Source organism: Nocardioides sp. Soil805 (assembly GCF_001429625.1).
Classification (GTDB): domain Bacteria; phylum Actinomycetota; class Actinomycetes; order Propionibacteriales; family Nocardioidaceae; genus Nocardioides.
On sequence record NZ_LMSU01000004.1, the window covers coordinates 18,962 to 34,753 of the forward strand.

General features: G+C 68.4%; 17 protein-coding genes. 1 reads left to right on the plus strand and 16 read right to left on the minus strand.

Annotation, left to right across the window (positions count from 1 at the left end):
- Positions 1-32: 32 nt before the first annotated feature.
- The 16 genes from ASG94_RS17495 to ASG94_RS17580 form a co-directional block, all read right to left on the minus strand.
- Positions 33-1,010, minus strand: coding sequence for a ParB N-terminal domain-containing protein (locus tag ASG94_RS17495; protein WP_056927778.1), 978 nt, complete (start codon positions 1,008-1,010; stop codon positions 33-35).
- Positions 1,003-1,917, minus strand: coding sequence for a serine/arginine repetitive matrix protein 2 (locus ASG94_RS17500; RefSeq protein ID WP_235537318.1), 915 nt, complete (start codon positions 1,915-1,917; stop codon positions 1,003-1,005). The genes ASG94_RS17495 and ASG94_RS17500 overlap by 8 nt, the downstream gene beginning before the upstream one ends.
- 480 nt (positions 1,918-2,397) lie before the next feature.
- On the minus strand, positions 2,398-3,075 hold the full coding sequence (locus tag ASG94_RS17515; protein WP_056927781.1) for a bifunctional DNA primase/polymerase: 678 nt from the start codon (positions 3,073-3,075) through the stop codon (positions 2,398-2,400).
- A gap of 153 nt (positions 3,076-3,228) precedes the next feature.
- Positions 3,229-3,420, minus strand: a complete 192-nt coding sequence (locus ASG94_RS17520) for a hypothetical protein (RefSeq protein WP_156411682.1) — start codon at positions 3,418-3,420, stop codon at positions 3,229-3,231.
- A gap of 116 nt (positions 3,421-3,536) precedes the next feature.
- On the minus strand, positions 3,537-6,569 hold the full coding sequence (locus tag ASG94_RS17525; RefSeq protein ID WP_056927783.1) for a LysM peptidoglycan-binding domain-containing protein: 3,033 nt from the start codon (positions 6,567-6,569) through the stop codon (positions 3,537-3,539).
- The gene (locus tag ASG94_RS17530; protein ID WP_056927784.1) at positions 6,566-6,988 is read right to left on the minus strand and encodes a TadE/TadG family type IV pilus assembly protein; all 423 of its coding nucleotides are present in this window, start codon (positions 6,986-6,988) and stop codon (positions 6,566-6,568) included. Before ASG94_RS17530 ends, ASG94_RS17525 begins: the two co-directional genes overlap by 4 nt.
- A complete protein-coding gene (locus ASG94_RS17535) occupies positions 6,985-7,407 on the minus strand; it encodes a TadE/TadG family type IV pilus assembly protein (RefSeq protein ID WP_056927785.1) in 423 nt (140 codons plus the stop codon). Before ASG94_RS17535 ends, ASG94_RS17530 begins: the two co-directional genes overlap by 4 nt.
- Positions 7,404-7,838 carry a TadE family protein gene (locus ASG94_RS17540; protein WP_056927786.1) on the minus strand — a complete coding sequence of 145 codons (435 nt, stop codon included), beginning with the start codon at positions 7,836-7,838 and terminating at the stop codon, positions 7,404-7,406. The genes ASG94_RS17535 and ASG94_RS17540 overlap by 4 nt, the downstream gene beginning before the upstream one ends.
- Positions 7,807-8,001, minus strand: coding sequence for a hypothetical protein (locus ASG94_RS17545; RefSeq protein ID WP_056927787.1), 195 nt, complete (start codon positions 7,999-8,001; stop codon positions 7,807-7,809). Before ASG94_RS17545 ends, ASG94_RS17540 begins: the two co-directional genes overlap by 32 nt.
- 30 nt (positions 8,002-8,031) lie before the next feature.
- On the minus strand, positions 8,032-8,934 hold the full coding sequence (locus tag ASG94_RS17550; RefSeq protein WP_056927788.1) for a type II secretion system F family protein: 903 nt from the start codon (positions 8,932-8,934) through the stop codon (positions 8,032-8,034).
- A complete protein-coding gene (locus tag ASG94_RS17555; RefSeq protein WP_056927789.1) occupies positions 8,931-9,791 on the minus strand; it encodes a type II secretion system F family protein in 861 nt (286 codons plus the stop codon). The genes ASG94_RS17550 and ASG94_RS17555 overlap by 4 nt, the downstream gene beginning before the upstream one ends.
- On the minus strand, positions 9,788-11,260 hold the full coding sequence (locus ASG94_RS17560) for a CpaF family protein (protein ID WP_082624318.1): 1,473 nt from the start codon (positions 11,258-11,260) through the stop codon (positions 9,788-9,790). The genes ASG94_RS17555 and ASG94_RS17560 overlap by 4 nt, the downstream gene beginning before the upstream one ends.
- Positions 11,257-12,021, minus strand: coding sequence for a hypothetical protein (locus tag ASG94_RS17565; RefSeq protein ID WP_056927973.1), 765 nt, complete (start codon positions 12,019-12,021; stop codon positions 11,257-11,259). The genes ASG94_RS17560 and ASG94_RS17565 overlap by 4 nt, the downstream gene beginning before the upstream one ends.
- On the minus strand, positions 12,021-12,698 hold the full coding sequence (locus tag ASG94_RS17570) for an SAF domain-containing protein (protein ID WP_056927790.1): 678 nt from the start codon (positions 12,696-12,698) through the stop codon (positions 12,021-12,023). The genes ASG94_RS17565 and ASG94_RS17570 overlap by 1 nt, the downstream gene beginning before the upstream one ends.
- Before the next feature lie 24 nt (positions 12,699-12,722).
- On the minus strand, positions 12,723-13,682 hold the full coding sequence (locus tag ASG94_RS17575) for a hypothetical protein (RefSeq protein WP_056927791.1): 960 nt from the start codon (positions 13,680-13,682) through the stop codon (positions 12,723-12,725).
- Positions 13,667-14,293: a hypothetical protein gene (locus tag ASG94_RS17580; protein WP_082624319.1), complete on the minus strand. Its 627-nt coding sequence runs from the start codon at positions 14,291-14,293 to the stop codon at positions 13,667-13,669. Before ASG94_RS17580 ends, ASG94_RS17575 begins: the two co-directional genes overlap by 16 nt.
- A 397-nt stretch (positions 14,294-14,690) precedes the next feature.
- Here ASG94_RS17580 and mobF point away from each other — a divergent pair, with 397 nt between their 5' ends.
- Positions 14,691-15,740 carry a MobF family relaxase gene (gene mobF, locus ASG94_RS21855; RefSeq protein WP_156411683.1) on the plus strand — a complete coding sequence of 350 codons (1,050 nt, stop codon included), beginning with the start codon at positions 14,691-14,693 and terminating at the stop codon, positions 15,738-15,740.
- The last annotated feature ends 52 nt before the right edge of the window (positions 15,741-15,792 follow it).

Genomic DNA, 15,792 nt, shown 5'->3' on the forward strand with positions numbered 1-15,792 from the left:
CGGGGTCAGGGGACGTGCGATAGGTGCGAGGGCTACGCCGATGTCGTAGCGTGACGTCGGGCGGCGACGAGCTGATCGCGGAACGCGATCGTGGCTGTCACGACGCGATCGAAACGCTCCCAGTCAGTGCGGCTGAGCTGGGCCGCCAGGGCGTCGACGTCGTACAGCTCGGTCCAGCCGTCGAGCTCGGCCCAGGTCAGGTTGAACGAGCGGACGCTGCGGTAGTGGCTGCTCGGGCCGTGGTTGCGCTTGAGGTTCTTGCGGCCCTTCTCGCGCACCTCGCGTTGGGCGCGCTCGCGCGCTTCGCGGGCCAGGCGAGCGAGGTCCGTCTCTTCCTCCGTCTGCCGTTCCTGTGAGTCGTCGAAGGCGTGCTTGACCTCGAGGTAGAGCGGCTTCACTGGCTCGCCGTGCTCGATCGCGCGCAGCGCGTCGTTCGCCATGGCGCGGATCTCCGGCGGGGTCGCCTTCCGGGACGCCCAGTCCATCAGCGCGCAGACGCGCTCGTGGGTGTGGTAGGACTCCTTGCCGGTGATCGCCAGCGCCGCTTGGCTGCGAGCTCGGCCGGTTTCTCCCGGCTGTGGACCGGGTCCACTGCCGGCGTCTCCGCGGTTGGCGGACGGGCCGAACTGGGTCGCCTGCATCCGGCGATCGGCTTCTTCGGCGCGCAGCGCCTTGAGCTCGCGGTAGAGCGCCGCCTTCTCAAGCTCGTTCATCGGCTTGTGGAGTTGGTTCTCGTCCTGCTCGGCGAGTAGCAGCGAGAGCTTGTCGGAGATCCCGGATCGGACCCAGACCTTCACGGTGCGCCAGCCGAGCCGGCGTACGGCCTCCAGCCGCCGCCATCCGCACACGAGGAAGCCCTCGGGGGTGATGGTGATCGGTTGGAGCAAGCCGAGCCGTTCGATCGACTCGATGAGCGATTTGAGGTCACCGGGGTCCTTGCGGTGACGGACGCCGACGGTGATCGAGTCGATGGCTCGGTCGAGTTGGATGTGGCTGTGGGTATCAGGCATGGATCCGGACGCTCGGTCGCGGTGCGGTCTCGCTGATCTCGAAGACCAGGAGGTCGTCGTCCAGGAGCTCGGCCATCGGGTGGCCGATGAGCAGTCGCAGGAGGACGCCGTGCCCGTCCGATGTACAGGCCTCGTCAGGGTTCGGATTGCCAAGCACGATCCGCAGCACCGTCGACCACGCCTCCTGGCCTATGTCGACGAGCGCTCGCGCGGTGGGGTCGCGCCGCAGTGCCGCGTGGGCCTTGGGACGTGACCCGGACTCGACCAGGCGAGCCGAGATGTAGTCGAGCGCGCAGGTCGCCGTGTCCCGAGGCCACCCGAGCGCGGTGAAGAGGTCGATCGTCGCGTCGACCGCTTCGTACGCCCCGGTCGGTGGAGCCTCGTCGGGATCGAATGGCCCGACGGTGAGCGCGGGGAGGAAGCTGGGCAGGTCGGCTTCGGTGTCGCAGAACCGTCGTACGTCGTGGTGCCGGGAGATTTCCGGACGGCGAGCCTGGTCGACAGAGCACAGCAGCCCATCGGCTCGCTCCTCGGCGATCAGAGTCACCTTGACCGCCATGGTCACGACGGCCCACGGGTCATCGGCCGTGCGGACCGCGTAGGTCCGCATCGCCTCGAACGCAGCCGCGGCTCCGGCAGTCGGGTCGCAGCGGTGCTTGATCGCCAGAGCCTCGTACTTCCGCGCCGCGAACAGCATGAGGTCGTGGGCCTCGGCGTCGTGCTCCCACGCGGTCGGTCCGGATACCCGGAGACGCACGAGAAGCCGACGCAGCCCGATTGCGGTCTCGAATGAATGGCTCACAGCGACCACCCCTCTGATCGGCTCGCCGCTGGGGTAGGCGCCGGCGCGTGGCGGAGCCCCCGCGCGAGGGAGCGCGTGGTCCTGACCGGAGAGCGGCGCGCGCATCGGAGCAGTTCGGCGTGGAGGTCGACCCCACGCCCCACCATGGGTGTGACGTACGTCATGAGCTCGGTGGGCCGGACCCAGGCGAACCCCCTCGCCGTCGATGTGGGCGGTTTGCCTTTCGCCGAGAGCGACGGGTCACGGTGGCGGGCGAGGGTGCTCGTGGCCGCTTCGGTGTTGGGCGCCGGCGCTCGCGCTGGAGCCGGCGGCTCGGGCGGACGGTAACTGTGACGGCGGTACTCGACCTGGGCGTTCACAACTGGATCACCTCATTCCTCTGAGTAGGGCCCAGGCGGCTCCCGGGTCCGAGCTGGGACGCGATCCGGAAGGCGGAGTCGATGGTCGACTCGATCTCCCGATCGGGAAGGCCGGCGTACTGGGCGGCGGGCATCAAGTAGCTGACAGCGTTCGTGCGGCTCTGGCCGTTCTCGACCATGCGGCACGACGCCCAGAAGAGGGCGCGGTTGCGACCGCCCTCGGGAGTCAGCGCGACCACTCTGGCCAGCGCCTCAGGGCGACACGCTTTCGGAGGAAGCCCTGAGGTGGGACTACCGGCCGAGGCCGGGGCGGCTCCAGGAACTGGCGAAGCTTGATCGCGTCCAGCGGCTTCGCCGGCGAGGTCGTAACCGCGATGACCTCGTACGCCCTGATCGCGCCGTCGACCTTGACCCGCGACGGGGGAGCAATGACGTAGCCGCCGTCGCCCCGGAAGTCGACGTGGGCGAACGGGACCTGCCAGGAGCGTTGCTCGTGGCCCGGCTCGGTGGGGTAGTAAGCGTGGATGCCGCCGGATGGAGTGCGGACCAGCCAGCCCCAGTTGTCGGCGAGGCCCTCGGAGCGCGCTCGCTCGAACGACCCAAAACCGCTGCCGCCCGGGTGGACGTCGACGTCGACGACGAGGATGCCGCTGCGGGCGCCAGTGGGCAGACCGACGTTCGCGGCGGGCGTTCGCTGCCACCACCGATGGACGACGCGGGCCGAGGACGTCGCGTCGTGGAAGCCATTCGGTGTGAGCGGCCGCTTGCCGCCAGGGACACAAGGGAACACCGGGATGCCCAAGCTTGCGTAGTAGATCGCCGCACCCGCGAGGGTCGGTGTGGCAGCGACACGCTGCATGGTCGAGACGGTCCACTCTGGGACCGGGAATGCGGGGTCGAACATGCACCCGAGAGTGGCGCTGCGGTGTTACCGAGTTAGGGTAACAAGGAGGGGGAACGCAGAGGGGGAACGCCGCGTCTTCGCAGGTCAGAGGCGTTCCCTAAGCCCTTTCGGGAGGGTCCCGATAGCCGGTTCTCTGGCCCGCGCCGGGGTCACCTAGCTGGCGGTGATGCCCGCGATCCGGGAGCCGTGGGCCAGTCCGTTGGCGTCCTCGTAATCCCAGAGTGCCCACTCGTAGCCCGCGATGAAGGCGCTGTCAGTCTCGCCGTGCTCGGCGAGCCAGCGGTGGCCCGCGTCCGCCGATCCCGTCTGAAGCGCGATGGTCCGGCCCGCGTTGTAACCAGCCATGTACTGAAGCTCGCCAGATGTCCTCGCCACCCGCTCAGTCGAACATGCGTTCGAGGGACGCGTCAAGGACTGCGTTGTGCCCCGAAGTGGCGGAACGACGGTCGTTGGCGCTGACCTCATCCCGTGCGATGACGACTGGGGCCGCGGGTGGCCCAGTCCTTGTTCTCGACGATCTGTGCGGTGCGCTGCGGGACGTCGATCGGCGGCAGTTCGTCGTCGCGGCGGTTGAAGACCCTTTCATTCAGGTCCTCGTCGGCCTTCTTATGGCCACCGACCGCCTTCTCCGCCTGAACCATGTCGAGCTGCGCGACCTCGTCGTACGGCGACGCCGCGTACGCAACTTGAGCAGCCCAGAGGGCAAGGTCCGTGTCGCGCTCGGCGAGAGCATGCGTGGTGACGATGTGGCCGACGTCGACAATGGCACTGGTCATGATGTGGTCCCAGCGGTCGCCGTCGAGCAACCAGTTCCAGTGGCCTTCGCGAAGGTCGGTGAACGGTTCGCCGCTGACGAGTCGGAGTGCCGCGATCAGATCGTCGATGCCGCCGGCGCCGTGGCTCTGCCCGCGAGCCCGGATGCGACGGAACAGGTCGAGGTCGCACAAGACGCCGTTGAGCCTGTAGAGAGCAGGTGAGTCGGTGTTGGGGCCAGGTTCTGCTTTCGGCAGGTAGGGCTCACCGCTGCGGGGATCGGTCCCCAGCCATCGACGTAGCTGGCTCATGTCCACCCGGACGCGCTCTTGACGGATCCCGAACGCTTCGGCGACTTCGTGGCCGGAGACACCATGGGGATGGAGTGCGAGGAAGGCCAGCAGCTCGATGTAGAACGGCCGCCGATGAGCCGTTGCCTTGGTGTCGCCCGTCGTCCTGGCGCCCACCGGCCCGAGGAGCGTCAGCTTCACCGACGACAAGGTGGGCGACTCCCAGCGTGCGAGGTCCACCTCGAGGCTCGGGTCTGCAGCCTCGACTGCCCGGCCGGCCTCAGCTTTCGCGCGCGGTGCCAGAACCTCGATGTCCTTGACGGTGGTGGCAGCGGCGTCGGCGTAGACGGCTGCATCGAGAGGCAGCAAGGCGCGGTCGCCCGCTGGGCCTTCGGGACGGGGGTCCGTCAGATCGTCGGCGAGGGCGCCGCCGAGGTCGGCCACTGCCTCGTCAGCGTCCGGCTTCGGGACAGGTACGACCGTGTCATCGAGTGTGAGATCGAGAAGGAGGGCGCACGCTCTGGCCTCCTCACCGCTGAGTCCGGCAGCGGTCACGTCGATACCCAGGCTCGCTATCCCGAGGCGACCGTGTGGTTTCAGTTCCAGATTGGGTCCGGAGGGTCGAGGTTCGCCCCCGAGGTCGACAAGTGCCGCCGAAGACCGACCCGGGATGCCATCGATCAGGTCTGCGAGCTTGTCGAAGTCCGGGGTCGGGCGGTCGGCGGTGGCGATGATCGCGGCGTGGAAGTCGTCGGGCTCCACGCTCGCCGTGATCGAGGAGAGGTCGCGGACGAGGGCCGCAATGAACTCGGTGTCGCCTGCCGCGTGCGTCCGGATGCGACCGAGGTTGAACGACGCCAGGTCAGACCCGAGACCGAGGACGTCGACCGTTGTTACGACCGACCACGGGTTGACCGCCAGTTCGGCAGCGACGTGGCGCGCGAATGCCTCCTTGCGGTCGCTGTCGCCGGTGACGGTGACCGTGCGGAGCTCCTCGAGGTTGAGGAACACGAAGGAGCCGTCGTCGCGCTGGCCGACGCTCACCAGGAGCGGGTACGGCGGGAACGAGTCCTCCGGGAGAGCCGGCACGTCTGCCATACGCACCCGCCAGCCGGTGCTGGACCCGGACCATGGCGCGGGCAGGGCGGCGGGCTCTCGGAGGACCAGCGAGATCTCGTCGTCCGCGAGCGTCACGGTGATCAGGCGAAGGGACGGCACGGATCGCAGCGCAGCGTCGAGGGCATCGATTCGGGGCGCGACCACCGAGGCCGTGGCCCGTGCCGTCTTCTCGGTGTGCAGGAGTTCGGCAGGCGGGGGAGGGATGACCGTGCCGGGACGCCGATGGCGCAGCTGGGTTCGTCGCTGTGCGCGTAGCGCGATCCATAGCGCGCCGCCGAGCATGGCTCCCGCCCCGGTGAGGCCGGGGACGAGCCACGGCGGAACGAGGTTGTCATCGGCTGCGTGCCCCGCATCGTCGGACTCCGCGTCCGCATCGTCAATGGGCTCGGAAGGCGTGATCTCCATTGGAGGAGGCGTCGGTGACTCGGATCCCTCCTGCCGCGGCTTCGTGTGCTGAGGGCCAGGCGGCTCCGCGGGCGGCTGCTGCCCGGGGATGGTCAGCTTCCAACCGGGAAGGATCAGGTCCGGATCGGTCAGCCGAGCGCTGTCCGGTTGAAGGGTGTTTCGAGATGCCTCGAAGATCGAGGGGTAGGCGTCGGCCTCGCCGAGCTCGTCCTCCGCGATCTCGGACAGGGTGTCGCCGGGCTGCACGAGGTAGGCCTCCGCCAGAGCGGTCTCGGCGACCGGCACTCGCAGGACGGTGCCCGGCAGGAGGAAGTCGGGGCGCCCATCGAGGACGGCCTCATTGAGCGCAACCAGGTCGACGTACCGTGTGCCGTCTCCGAGACGATCCTCAGCGATGCTCCAGAGGCTGTCGCCACGCTTGACCGTGTACCGCTCGACCTCTGGATCCTTCTCCTTCTCATGCTCGACCGTCGGCGCAGGTGCAGCGACGGAGGCGACCTCCATCGTGACTCGTGTGTCGTCGGGCAGGGGAGCGGCCGTCGCAGCGGCCTCGGCCCTCGGCTGGGGCAGCACCGCGGTCGCCGACGGTAGGGCGACGAACAGCAGGGCAGCCGCCGCGACAAGTCGATCTGCCGCGAGCTGCGGCACAGCCAGTCCAGGCAACCGCGGTGCGCGGATGCCCCGGACCTGGGAGACGATCGATCCGACCACCTGGCAGGTGAACACTCCCCAGGCGATCCAGCAGACCGCGGCGATCAGCTCGAGCACGAGCGTCCCGTCGTCCGGTGCCGTGAGTCGCGACCGCGAGAACGCGGCCAGGTCCGGGACTGCGCCGATCGCGACCAGGACGGCCGGTACGCCCAGAACGAAAGCGACGAGGGCCAGCGTCGCTGCCAAGCCACGCAGGCGACAGTTGAGGGTGCTCATCGCTGGCTACCTCCGAGGGTGCGGACCAGGTGGGCTGTCGCCGTGCCCGTGACGTCGAGACGGTTGATGCCGATCAACCCCAGGAACTGCGGGTCGTACGAGTCGTAGACGGTCACCGTGATGGTGTCGCCGTTGATGATCTCGACCTTCCCGCTGACGCCGGCGGTGTCGAGATAGCGCTGGCCGGCTGCCCGAGCCGCGGCAGGGCTGATGCTTAGTTCGCGTCCCTGGATGGCCGCTGCACCCTCGACCTCCTCGCCGCCGGCACGGGCTGCCTGGGCCGCGACATCGTGGGCCCGTTCGTGGGCGTGCACCTGGCCTCCGAGGTCGACGGCCAAGCCGACAAGGAAGATCATCACGAAGCTGGACAGGGCCAGCCAGACCGTGATGGAGCCGCGCTCGTCGTACCGCCGAGTCATGGTTCCCGCCAGGTGTCGATCGGGCTGGACATGGTCGCGCGCATGATCCGCGAGCCTGGAACTCCAGGCACCGCCAGGTCGGAGAGGTCGAGACGACACGCGACGGTGACGTCGACCCAGCCCTGTACACCCGGCTGCTTGTTGAAGTCGGTGGTGTCCACGGTGACGTCGATGCCCGAGCAGTCGATCTTCTGGTTGGCGACGCTCGCAACTGCGGCCTCCCGAGCCTGACTCTGCGCGGTCTGCGCATCGCGCGCGAGCGAGGCCGACCGGGCACCGTCCCCAGCAGCGGATTGAAGCGCCTGGTGGGTGCTCGCCGTACGCCCACCGAAGATGATCAGGCCGACGAACAGCGCAAAGGCCGGCACGCCGATCGCCGCTTCGATCGCCGCCGAGCCACGCTCGTCTCGCCGCGTCATGGTGTCTCCGTCGTCGTAGGAGCCGTAAGTCGTTCGACGGGGACGCTCGCACTCTGAGTGATTCGGACTTTCCACCCCGGGATCACGCTCAGGCCGAAGCCGGTGACGGTCACAGTGGCGGTTGTCGGCGTACGGCTGGCGCTTGTCGAGGTGCTGGTGAGTACGTCGTCGCCCCCGGCCTCGGCGAGGAAGTCGTTGGCCGCGCCGACGCCGTCGGCCTCGCGACCGTGCTCGGCGCCGGCCGCGCGGGCTCCCTCCTGCGCAGCGGCGATGGCCACTGTCCGTGCGTGGTAGAAGAGCGCAGTTTGCATCCCCAGGAACATGACCGCGAAGAGCGCGGGCAGCAGGATGACGAGCTCGATCGAGACCGAGCCCCTCTGGTCGCGCCGCCGGCAGCGGCTACTTGATCTTGCCGGCCTGCGCTTGGACATAGGACGTGACCGCAGCGACCACGATGCCGACGATGGCGATCACCGCGACGGCCCAGAGGACGTGCTCGGTGGTTACCGAGCCACGCTCGCTCCGCCGCGCGGTTCGCGGGTCGTCGTATGTGGCGAGCACGGCCAGTTGCAGCAGGACCAGGACTCTCAACATGGTGTTCCTCCTTGGATGTTTCCTTCCGTGTCACGAGGTCGTGAACATGCGAAGCAGTGAGGGGGCGACGAGCAATGCCATGAAGATGACTCCGAGCAACGAGCCGGGAATCGTCATGCGCTCGCCGACGGCGTTCGCCTGGGCGATCTCGTCGTTGAGCATCGCCGTGCGCATGGCGGCGGACCGGGCACGCAGGGTGGCGTACACGCTCGCTCCCTCCTCGCCGGAGAGCCGCATGATGTCGGCGAAGTTGTCGAGCTCGGGGAGTCCGAGCTCCTCTGCCAAGGTGTGCAGCGCATCCCAAGGCGGCAATCCGGACCAACGCGACCTGGTCAGTTCCTCCGAGAGCCGGCTGAAGACCCAGGAGTCGCCGACTTCCGCGGCGGCCTCCATCGCCTGCCTGACCCCGATCCCGTTGTGCCGTTCAAGAGCAACGAGATCGATGTAGGCGCCGAGGGCTCGAGCGAACTCGACGCGGGCCTTCCGGGCCTCGTCCAGCGCGTTGTAGTTCGGGATGAAGAACATGACAGCCGCGAGCCCGATCGAGGCGACGGCTGGGATCTGGAGTGGAAGGCTCAGCCCGAGGGAGGTGAACAGCACGGTGAGCCCAGGCGGGATGAGCAGACCGAGGCCGGCGAATGTGAGCTTCTCGCCGTAGAACTGCGCGACGGAGACCCGGAGCAGGGCAAGCTCGCGCGTCGGCGTCCGGATCCAGAGGCCCGGCGGAAGCACACGCATGCCCCAGAGCCCGAGTCGTTCCTTGCCGGTCCGGGCGGTGGCAGTCGCGGCAGTCGTGCGATGGCGCGTGGATGAGACACGCTCCAAGGCGTCCGCCAGGTCCGGCTCGGCGGGCAGGAGCCGTGCGGCGACCAGGGCCAGACCGAGCCCGATGAGGCCGCCGGACAGGACCGCCAACTGGAGACCCGTGATCATGGCGTGGCCGCCACATCAGGTCGGTTCTCGAGGAAGCGCGGCAGCGGTTTGCCGGTAGCCATGCGCCGCATCCAGATCAGGGTGCCGACGTACGCCGAGAGAAGCACGACAAGGATCACCTGGCCGATGGCGGTCGCGTACGGCTCGACGTACTTGCCGGACAGCGCCAGGACGACAAGGACGCTGGCGCTGATGAGCGTCACCCATCGAGCGGTCGCGCGAGGCTTGGCCCGGTCGGCCTCCACCTGACGACGAGCCCGTACGTCGGCCGCGACCGACTCAGCGAGACCTTCAAGAATGCTCGCCAGCCCGGCGCCGCGGCGGCGGGCTCCGAGGATCAGGTTCGCGGCGATCAGGTCGCCGGTCGCGTCGTCGAGTTCGTCCGCGAACGCCCTGAGCGCCGTCTCCGTGGCCCATCGGGCACGAAGGCGAGCCACGAGCCGGCTCACTTCAGGGTTGATCGGCGCCGGCGTGGAGCGCAGCGTCGCGACCAGCGCCTGCTCGAGCCCGATCCCGACGGTCAGCACCCCGGAGAGCGAGCGCGTCCATTCCTCCATCGCCTCGAGCCGGTTGATCTGGGTGGCGGCTGGGGGAGCGGACAGCAGAGCCGGCAGTCCGAGGACCGCAACCGGCGCGATGACCAGCGCGAGTACCCATCCGGTGATGACCCAACCGAGGAGGCCCAGCCCGACGCCGACCAGGAGAAGCACCCGGGAGCGCGAGGTCAGGGCGACGCGGCGGCGTCGAGACAAGCGCTTCTCGCGAGGCGGTTCGGCTGTCGGTCGCAGGCCAAGGACGATGCCGAGGATGCCAATGGCGACCAGTCCACCTGCGAGGCTGGGGATCAGGGGGGTCATGGCTGCACCCCGAAGGGCTGGGTGGAGAAATACGCCGCAAGATCGAACCCGTGCTGGGCGAGCGATCGGTATTCATCGGGGAGCACGTCCGGTACGGCGACACCTGAGGCATCGGCACGGAAGACGTGCGTGGTCGCGTATCCGACCTCCTTCTCGCCGGGGGCGAGGGCGATGATCTCAGCGACCCTTCTGGTCCGCTGCGCCTTGCCGGGAACGACCGTGGTCTCCATGCTCAGCTGGACGATCAGGTCCACCGTGGCCGCGAGCTTGCTGGTCGCGAGCCCCTGGGTGACGTGAGGACCGGCCTCCATCGCGCACGTGACGAGCTTGCGGACAGCCGCCACGGCGTCAGCCGCGTGGGTCGTCGAGATGGAGCCCGTCCCGGACTCCATCGCCTTAATCATCGCCCAGATCTCCTTGCCCCGTACCTCCCCGACGATCTGGCGAGAGAGGTTGAACCGGAACGAGTCGACGAGCGCCTCATCGAGCGTGAACTCGCCGGCCTGGCGGCCATCAAGCCCACGCTCTCCAGATCCCGGGCGGGCCTCCCAGGCGTGGACGACCTTGTGGCGGCCGAGCTCGTGGAGGTGAAGCTCGTACTCGGTCTCGAAGGTGCCGATCGCCTCCATGGCGTCGATCTCGGCACAGAGCGCGCGGACCAGGGTCGTCTTGCCCGCGCCCTGGGCGCCAGCGACGACGATCGAACGTCGTGCCCGGACCGCTGCGCGCAGGAACGATGCCGCGGTGGGCGTCATCATCTCTCTGGCGACGAGGTCGTCGAGGGTGACGTGCATCAGTCGGTGCCGTCGGATCACGACTGATGGGCGGGGTGTGACCCATGCTGCGGCGGCCAGTCGGGAGCCGCCGTCCAACCGCAGATGGAGCCGCGGCTGGGCCTCGGAGAAGGAGCGGGCGTTGACCTCGCTGCGGGAGGCAAGGAAGACGAGGAAGTCGATGAGCTCCTGGTCGGAGTCGGCGACCTGTGGGCCATCGACCAGGGTGCCGCCGACGAGCTCGAGAAGCACGTTGTCGTGGCCGACGATGACGATGTTCTCGATGTCGTCGTTGTCGACCAGCGGCTGCAGACGTCCAAGACGGAAGAGCGAGTCGAAGACAGCCTGCGCCGTGGCCTGCTGACGCGCGGGGCTCCAGGCCCCGCGGCCCGCGTCGACGTCGTCAGCCATCGCGGACTCGATGAGGTCCAGCACGAGCGAACGGCCGAGCTCCTGCTGCGCTGCCTTATCGAGTCGGCCTCGGTCTGAGGCAACGGCCTGACTCAGCTGCTCGGACGCTCGAGCGCGCAGCTCCGCGACGATCGACCAGTCGAAATCGGGGCCGGTTGTAGAGGGGAGGGGAACGGGAGCGCTGAGCTTGTCGGCTGCGGGCGCCGAGCCGTTCGTATGCTGGCTGAACAGCGGCAGGCGCGAGAGGTCACCATAGTCACTCAGGTAGCGAGAGGCCTCAGTCATGGCGTGGCCTCCTGAACGAGAGCCGACCGACCACGCGCAACGTGCGCCTGGACCGACTGTGCAGCCGCGCGGAGTCCCCGGACGTAGGAGCCCGTTTCGAACCGGCGGGGCGGGTGCGCGCCGCGGTGATAGACCGCGGCGGCCGTCGGATCGTCGGGGAGGTCGGCGACCACCGGCATTCCGAGCACCGTGGAGACCTCGGTGTCTCGGTAAGGCTGGCCTTCGCCGACCAAGAGCAGGCCCGGGTGTCGCCATCCGGTCCCGGGCTGGCGAACGGTCTCGGCCCACGAGCGTGCCGCAGAGATCGATGGCAGGTTCGCGCGAGTGACGAGCAGGGTCGCGTCAGCCGAGTCCAGGAGCTGCTCCGGCGATCCCGTCAGCCCGAGCCTGCCCGCATCGACGATGACGTCCTGTCCGCTCGCTTCCAGTTCGCGCAAGGCTGAGCCGAGCGGCTCCCACACGTCGCGGAGTGCCGCTGCCTGAGCGTGTGTCCGCGTTCCCGCGACGAGGGAGACGTTCGGACTCAGGGGCCGGACGACGTCCCGGAGCGCATCCGCGGTGCTCAGCGGGGAGAGCGCCAGCTCGACGAGCCCGGCGTCGTACGGCGTCGTGCCCCTCAGGAATCCGGCAAGGATCCCGGAGCCGCCGGTCGGATCCGCTTCGACCAGAAGCACCGGACGCGGCCAGCAGAACGCGAGGCCCACGGTCGTCGTGGTGACGCCGGGCGAACCGGATGCGGAAGTCAGACAGACGATGGCCATCACTCGGCTCCGGAGTCCAGCACCAGGGCGACGTTGCCGGTCGCCGCCCGCGCCGCGAGTATTCCGGCATCGGCGTACGGCACCAGGACGTTGACCACCGTGTTGCCCGTGGTCTCGTCGAGGTAGGTATCCACGACCTCGGCGACGGTGAACTGCGGGGAGCTGACGGGCGCCTCGCCGTTGTCCCCGGGTGTGACGATTATGCGGACCTTGTCGCTGCCGTGCAGAGGCATTCCAGGGACCTGAGCGGGTGTCAGGGAGATCCCGACGATCGACTGCCCTTGCGGCGGTATCGGTTCGTCGGCAGTTGACTCGCTGGTGAGCAGTCCGCCCGCCGCGATGTCCAGGGCTGCCCGCCGGCCGACGATGTCGTCGTACGCCGATGCTGGCAGCGGCGAGAGCGCCGGGTCACCGCTGATCCGGATCCGCTGGATGTCGTCAGCCTCGATCACGTCGCCGCGGCGGACGGTGTCGCGCGCAGCGAGGACCTCCTGCGTGTCGGTCGTCGCGCTCCATGCCCAAGCCCCAAGCAGACAGCCAAGCGCGGTCACGATGACTGCGGCTACGACAAGCGCTGGGCGTCTCCGGAGCTTGGGCGGCGGCGTGATGGCGCCGGTGGTCTCCGGCGTGACGGTGGGGGGTCCGGTCCTCCGGTCCTCCCGGGCAGTTGTGGACATTCGTCGTACCTCCCGCGCAGCTCGCTAGTTCACGAGCACCTGCGCCTCGCCGATCCGGACCTGTGCAGAGTTGTTGAGCCCGTCGAGCCGGATCGTCCCTGTCTGGCCGGCACCCGACCACGTGATAACCCAGCTCGACGTGGCCGTGACGGTGTAGGCGTCATCGACCTCGCGCGCGCTCGACCTCGTGTAGGTGTGGCCGCAGTCGGGGGAGTCCTTCCGCCCGTACGACGGCTTGTACGGCGAGCCCGCCGTATCGCAGACGACCTCGGTGCCGTCACCCATGTCCCAGGTGATTTGGAGGACCTTTGCGGTGGCCGTGACCGTGATGCCACCGGCAGAGGCGCTCTCTGAAAGGGGGCCGATGGTGTGGGCGTTCGGGTCCTTGGCCCACATCCAGACCGGCATGCCGACCAGTCCGATGCTGTCGGGACCCGGCTCGGGCGCGATGCCGATGCTGATGGCAGAAAGACGCATCTGCTCGATCGCGATCTGCGCCACCTCGCGCGGTGTTGGTCCTGTTCCTGAGTTCGGCGGCGTGTCCTGCGACCAGATGGTGATCAGCAAACCCGTTTGCGGCTGGTAGCAGTTGTAGACCGCGCCGTCGGCGGGTTCGTGGCCCTGCCAGCTCGGGTCGCCCGCTGGCGGCTGCGGCTCGACCGGACTGATGTAGCAGCGGTAGCTGTTCGACCAGTAGCCCGCGGGTGAGGAGCACGGCACCGGCCCGGGCGGCGGTTTCGTGATGCCTTGGCTGGTGCCGTCCCAGTAGCAGGCCGCTCCGCTGCCGGTGTCCTGCGGCCCGTCGACTCCAGGCTCACCGGGGGACCCAGGATCAGCCGGCACCTCGACCCAGACGGTGCACTGGCCGGTCAGAGGATCGGTGACCTGACACTCGGTGTCGGCGTACGCAGATTCATGACCGAGGGTGCTCAGGCCCACGAACAGGATGAGGACGACAGAGACACGAGTCAGGAGGCCGCGCATGGCGTCTGCTTGAGATCCTGGCTGGTCGCGATGCGCCAGCCGCTCGAGGGGTTCTCAGACCAGTCGTAGTTGGCCACGGTGTAGCGGGTCCATCCGGTGCTTGCCCGGCTGCGGCTCACTACGGACTTCCCACTCTGGTCGATCAAGTCGGCATTGCTCACGTCCCAGCAGACATCCACCGTGACCGTCGGCACCTTGCCAGCCGAAGGGTCGGAGTTGTCGAGGCTGACTGATTGCACCGTCATCTCAGCGACTCTGGTGGTGCCTACCTGGCGAAGGCCCTGGCTTCTCTCGGTCGTGAGCAACCTCGTCTGAGCGGTGAGTTGCGTGCTTGTCGCGACAGACGACAAGTGCTTCACCGGCTTGGACGGATCCTGCCGAAGGCCATCGAGCACGGTGAAGTAGCGACTTACGACATCCTCCGCGGTGGCTGACGCGACGCCGGAATCAGAACGAGGTGACGGACTTGACGACGCCGCGGTCGGCACCGACGAACTGACGGGCGGCGACGAGGACGGATCGGCGTCCGAACTGGAACTGGCACACGCAGCCACCGCGACCAACATCAGTGTGCCGGTCGCCCAGGAGATCATCCCGAGTCGAATCGTCATGGCGTTTGTCCCGCTCCTCTCGCCGTTTGGCTCGAGGCGCAGACGACACCCCGCGGGCGGTGCGTGCATCGTCTGGACCTCATCGTAAGCCCGTTTCTCGGTTTCGGCCCCGGTTGTTTTTCGTCTTCCGGGACCACCGCTCAGGTGCTCTCTCCTCTCCAACTTTCGCCACTCTCCACCTCCCTCTCCTGAGTCCTCCTCCTCCGCCCGGCCATCCCTGCCTTCCGTTGCCACGTCGCTCAGCCCGCTTACCGCCATTCGCCGCACCACCACGCCCGTGTCCCCACACCACTCCTCCTCAGGCTTCACACGGTGTGCAGATCGAGGGGGTTGTGGAGGGAGACGCGTACCTGAGGGCTGTGGAACGGAAGCGGCCGTGACGGTCTCGATACGCAGGATGTCCGCGGGCAGCGGGTATCAGTACCTGCTGCGCAGCGTCGCCGCAGGCGACGGGAATCGTTCGCTGTCGACCCCGCTCACGCGCTACTACTCCGAGGTCGGCACACCGCCCGGCCGCTGGATGGGTTCTGGGCTGGGTGCCTTCGGGACTGGGCAGCTCGTCCCTGGAATGAAGGTGACTGAGGACCAGCTCGCGTTGCTCATCGGCATGGGGCGAGACCCGATCACGGGGGAGCAGCTCGGTCGCGCTTTTCCGACCTACAAGCGTCTGGCCGATCGGATCGGCGAGCGCGTCGCCGCACTGGACCCGGAGATGACTCAGGAGGACTGCGCTGCCGAGACATCACGGATCGAAGCGGAGGAGACGGCCATCGGCATGCGCCATGCTGTCGCGGGCTTCGACCTCACCTTCAGTGTCCCCAAGTCGGTGTCGGTGGTCTGGGGCGTTGCCGACGCAGCCACCCAGAAGCGGATCGTCGAAGCGCACCACGCGGCCGTGGCCGACGTACTCGCGTTCTTCGAGCGCGAGGTCGCCGCGACCCGAGCGGGCATCTCTGACAGCGGGGGTGCCGTCGCCCAGGTCGGCGTCGCCGGAGTCGCGGCGGCTGCCTACGACCACTTCGACTCCCGCGCTGGAGACCCGCAGCTCCACACCCATGTCGTCGTCTCCAACAAGGTCCTCACGCAGATGGACGGACGTTGGCGCAGCCTCGACGGCCGGGCTGTCTTCGCGTCGAGGACCGGACTCTCGGAGCACTACAACGCGCTCCTCGCTGACCGGCTCGCCCGCGAGGTCGGGGTCGAGTGGGAGCTGCACCAGCGCGGGGCAGAGCGGAACCCCAGGTGGGAGATCGTCGGGGTCGGCGATGAGCTGATCGGCGAGTTCTCGAGTCGCACCCGAGAGATCGAGCTGAAGAAGGACGAGCTGATTGCTGAGTACGTCGCACGCCATGGGCGGCAGCCGTCCGCGCGGCTCATCGTCGAGCTTCGTGCCCAGGCGACCCTGGCGACCCGCCCGCCAAGAAGATCCGGTCCCTCGTGGACCTGACGGAGGAGTGGCGTCGGCGGGCATCTGGACGTGTCAGTGGTGACGCGGCCGC

Coding starts and splice junctions, on each gene's coding strand:
- ASG94_RS17495 (WP_056927778.1), bottom strand. CDS start 1,010: ATGCCTGATACCCACAGCCACATCCAACTCGACCGAGCCATCGACTCG.
- ASG94_RS17500 (WP_235537318.1), bottom strand. CDS start 1,917: ATGCGCGCGCCGCTCTCCGGTCAGGACCACGCGCTCCCTCGCGCGGGG.
- ASG94_RS17515 (WP_056927781.1), bottom strand. CDS start 3,075: ATGTTCGACCCCGCATTCCCGGTCCCAGAGTGGACCGTCTCGACCATG.
- ASG94_RS17520 (WP_156411682.1), bottom strand. CDS start 3,420: ATGGCTGGTTACAACGCGGGCCGGACCATCGCGCTTCAGACGGGATCG.
- ASG94_RS17525 (WP_056927783.1), bottom strand. CDS start 6,569: ATGAGCACCCTCAACTGTCGCCTGCGTGGCTTGGCAGCGACGCTGGCC.
- ASG94_RS17530 (WP_056927784.1), bottom strand. CDS start 6,988: ATGACTCGGCGGTACGACGAGCGCGGCTCCATCACGGTCTGGCTGGCC.
- ASG94_RS17535 (WP_056927785.1), bottom strand. CDS start 7,407: ATGACGCGGCGAGACGAGCGTGGCTCGGCGGCGATCGAAGCGGCGATC.
- ASG94_RS17540 (WP_056927786.1), bottom strand. CDS start 7,838: ATGTCCAAGCGCAGGCCGGCAAGATCAAGTAGCCGCTGCCGGCGGCGC.
- ASG94_RS17545 (WP_056927787.1), bottom strand. CDS start 8,001: ATGTTGAGAGTCCTGGTCCTGCTGCAACTGGCCGTGCTCGCCACATAC.
- ASG94_RS17550 (WP_056927788.1), bottom strand. CDS start 8,934: ATGATCACGGGTCTCCAGTTGGCGGTCCTGTCCGGCGGCCTCATCGGG.
- ASG94_RS17555 (WP_056927789.1), bottom strand. CDS start 9,791: ATGACCCCCCTGATCCCCAGCCTCGCAGGTGGACTGGTCGCCATTGGC.
- ASG94_RS17560 (WP_082624318.1), bottom strand. CDS start 11,260: ATGACTGAGGCCTCTCGCTACCTGAGTGACTATGGTGACCTCTCGCGC.
- ASG94_RS17565 (WP_056927973.1), bottom strand. CDS start 12,021: ATGGCCATCGTCTGTCTGACTTCCGCATCCGGTTCGCCCGGCGTCACC.
- ASG94_RS17570 (WP_056927790.1), bottom strand. CDS start 12,698: ATGTCCACAACTGCCCGGGAGGACCGGAGGACCGGACCCCCCACCGTC.
- ASG94_RS17575 (WP_056927791.1), bottom strand. CDS start 13,682: ATGCGCGGCCTCCTGACTCGTGTCTCTGTCGTCCTCATCCTGTTCGTG.
- ASG94_RS17580 (WP_082624319.1), bottom strand. CDS start 14,293: ATGACGATTCGACTCGGGATGATCTCCTGGGCGACCGGCACACTGATG.
- mobF (WP_156411683.1), top strand. CDS start 14,691: ATGTCCGCGGGCAGCGGGTATCAGTACCTGCTGCGCAGCGTCGCCGCA.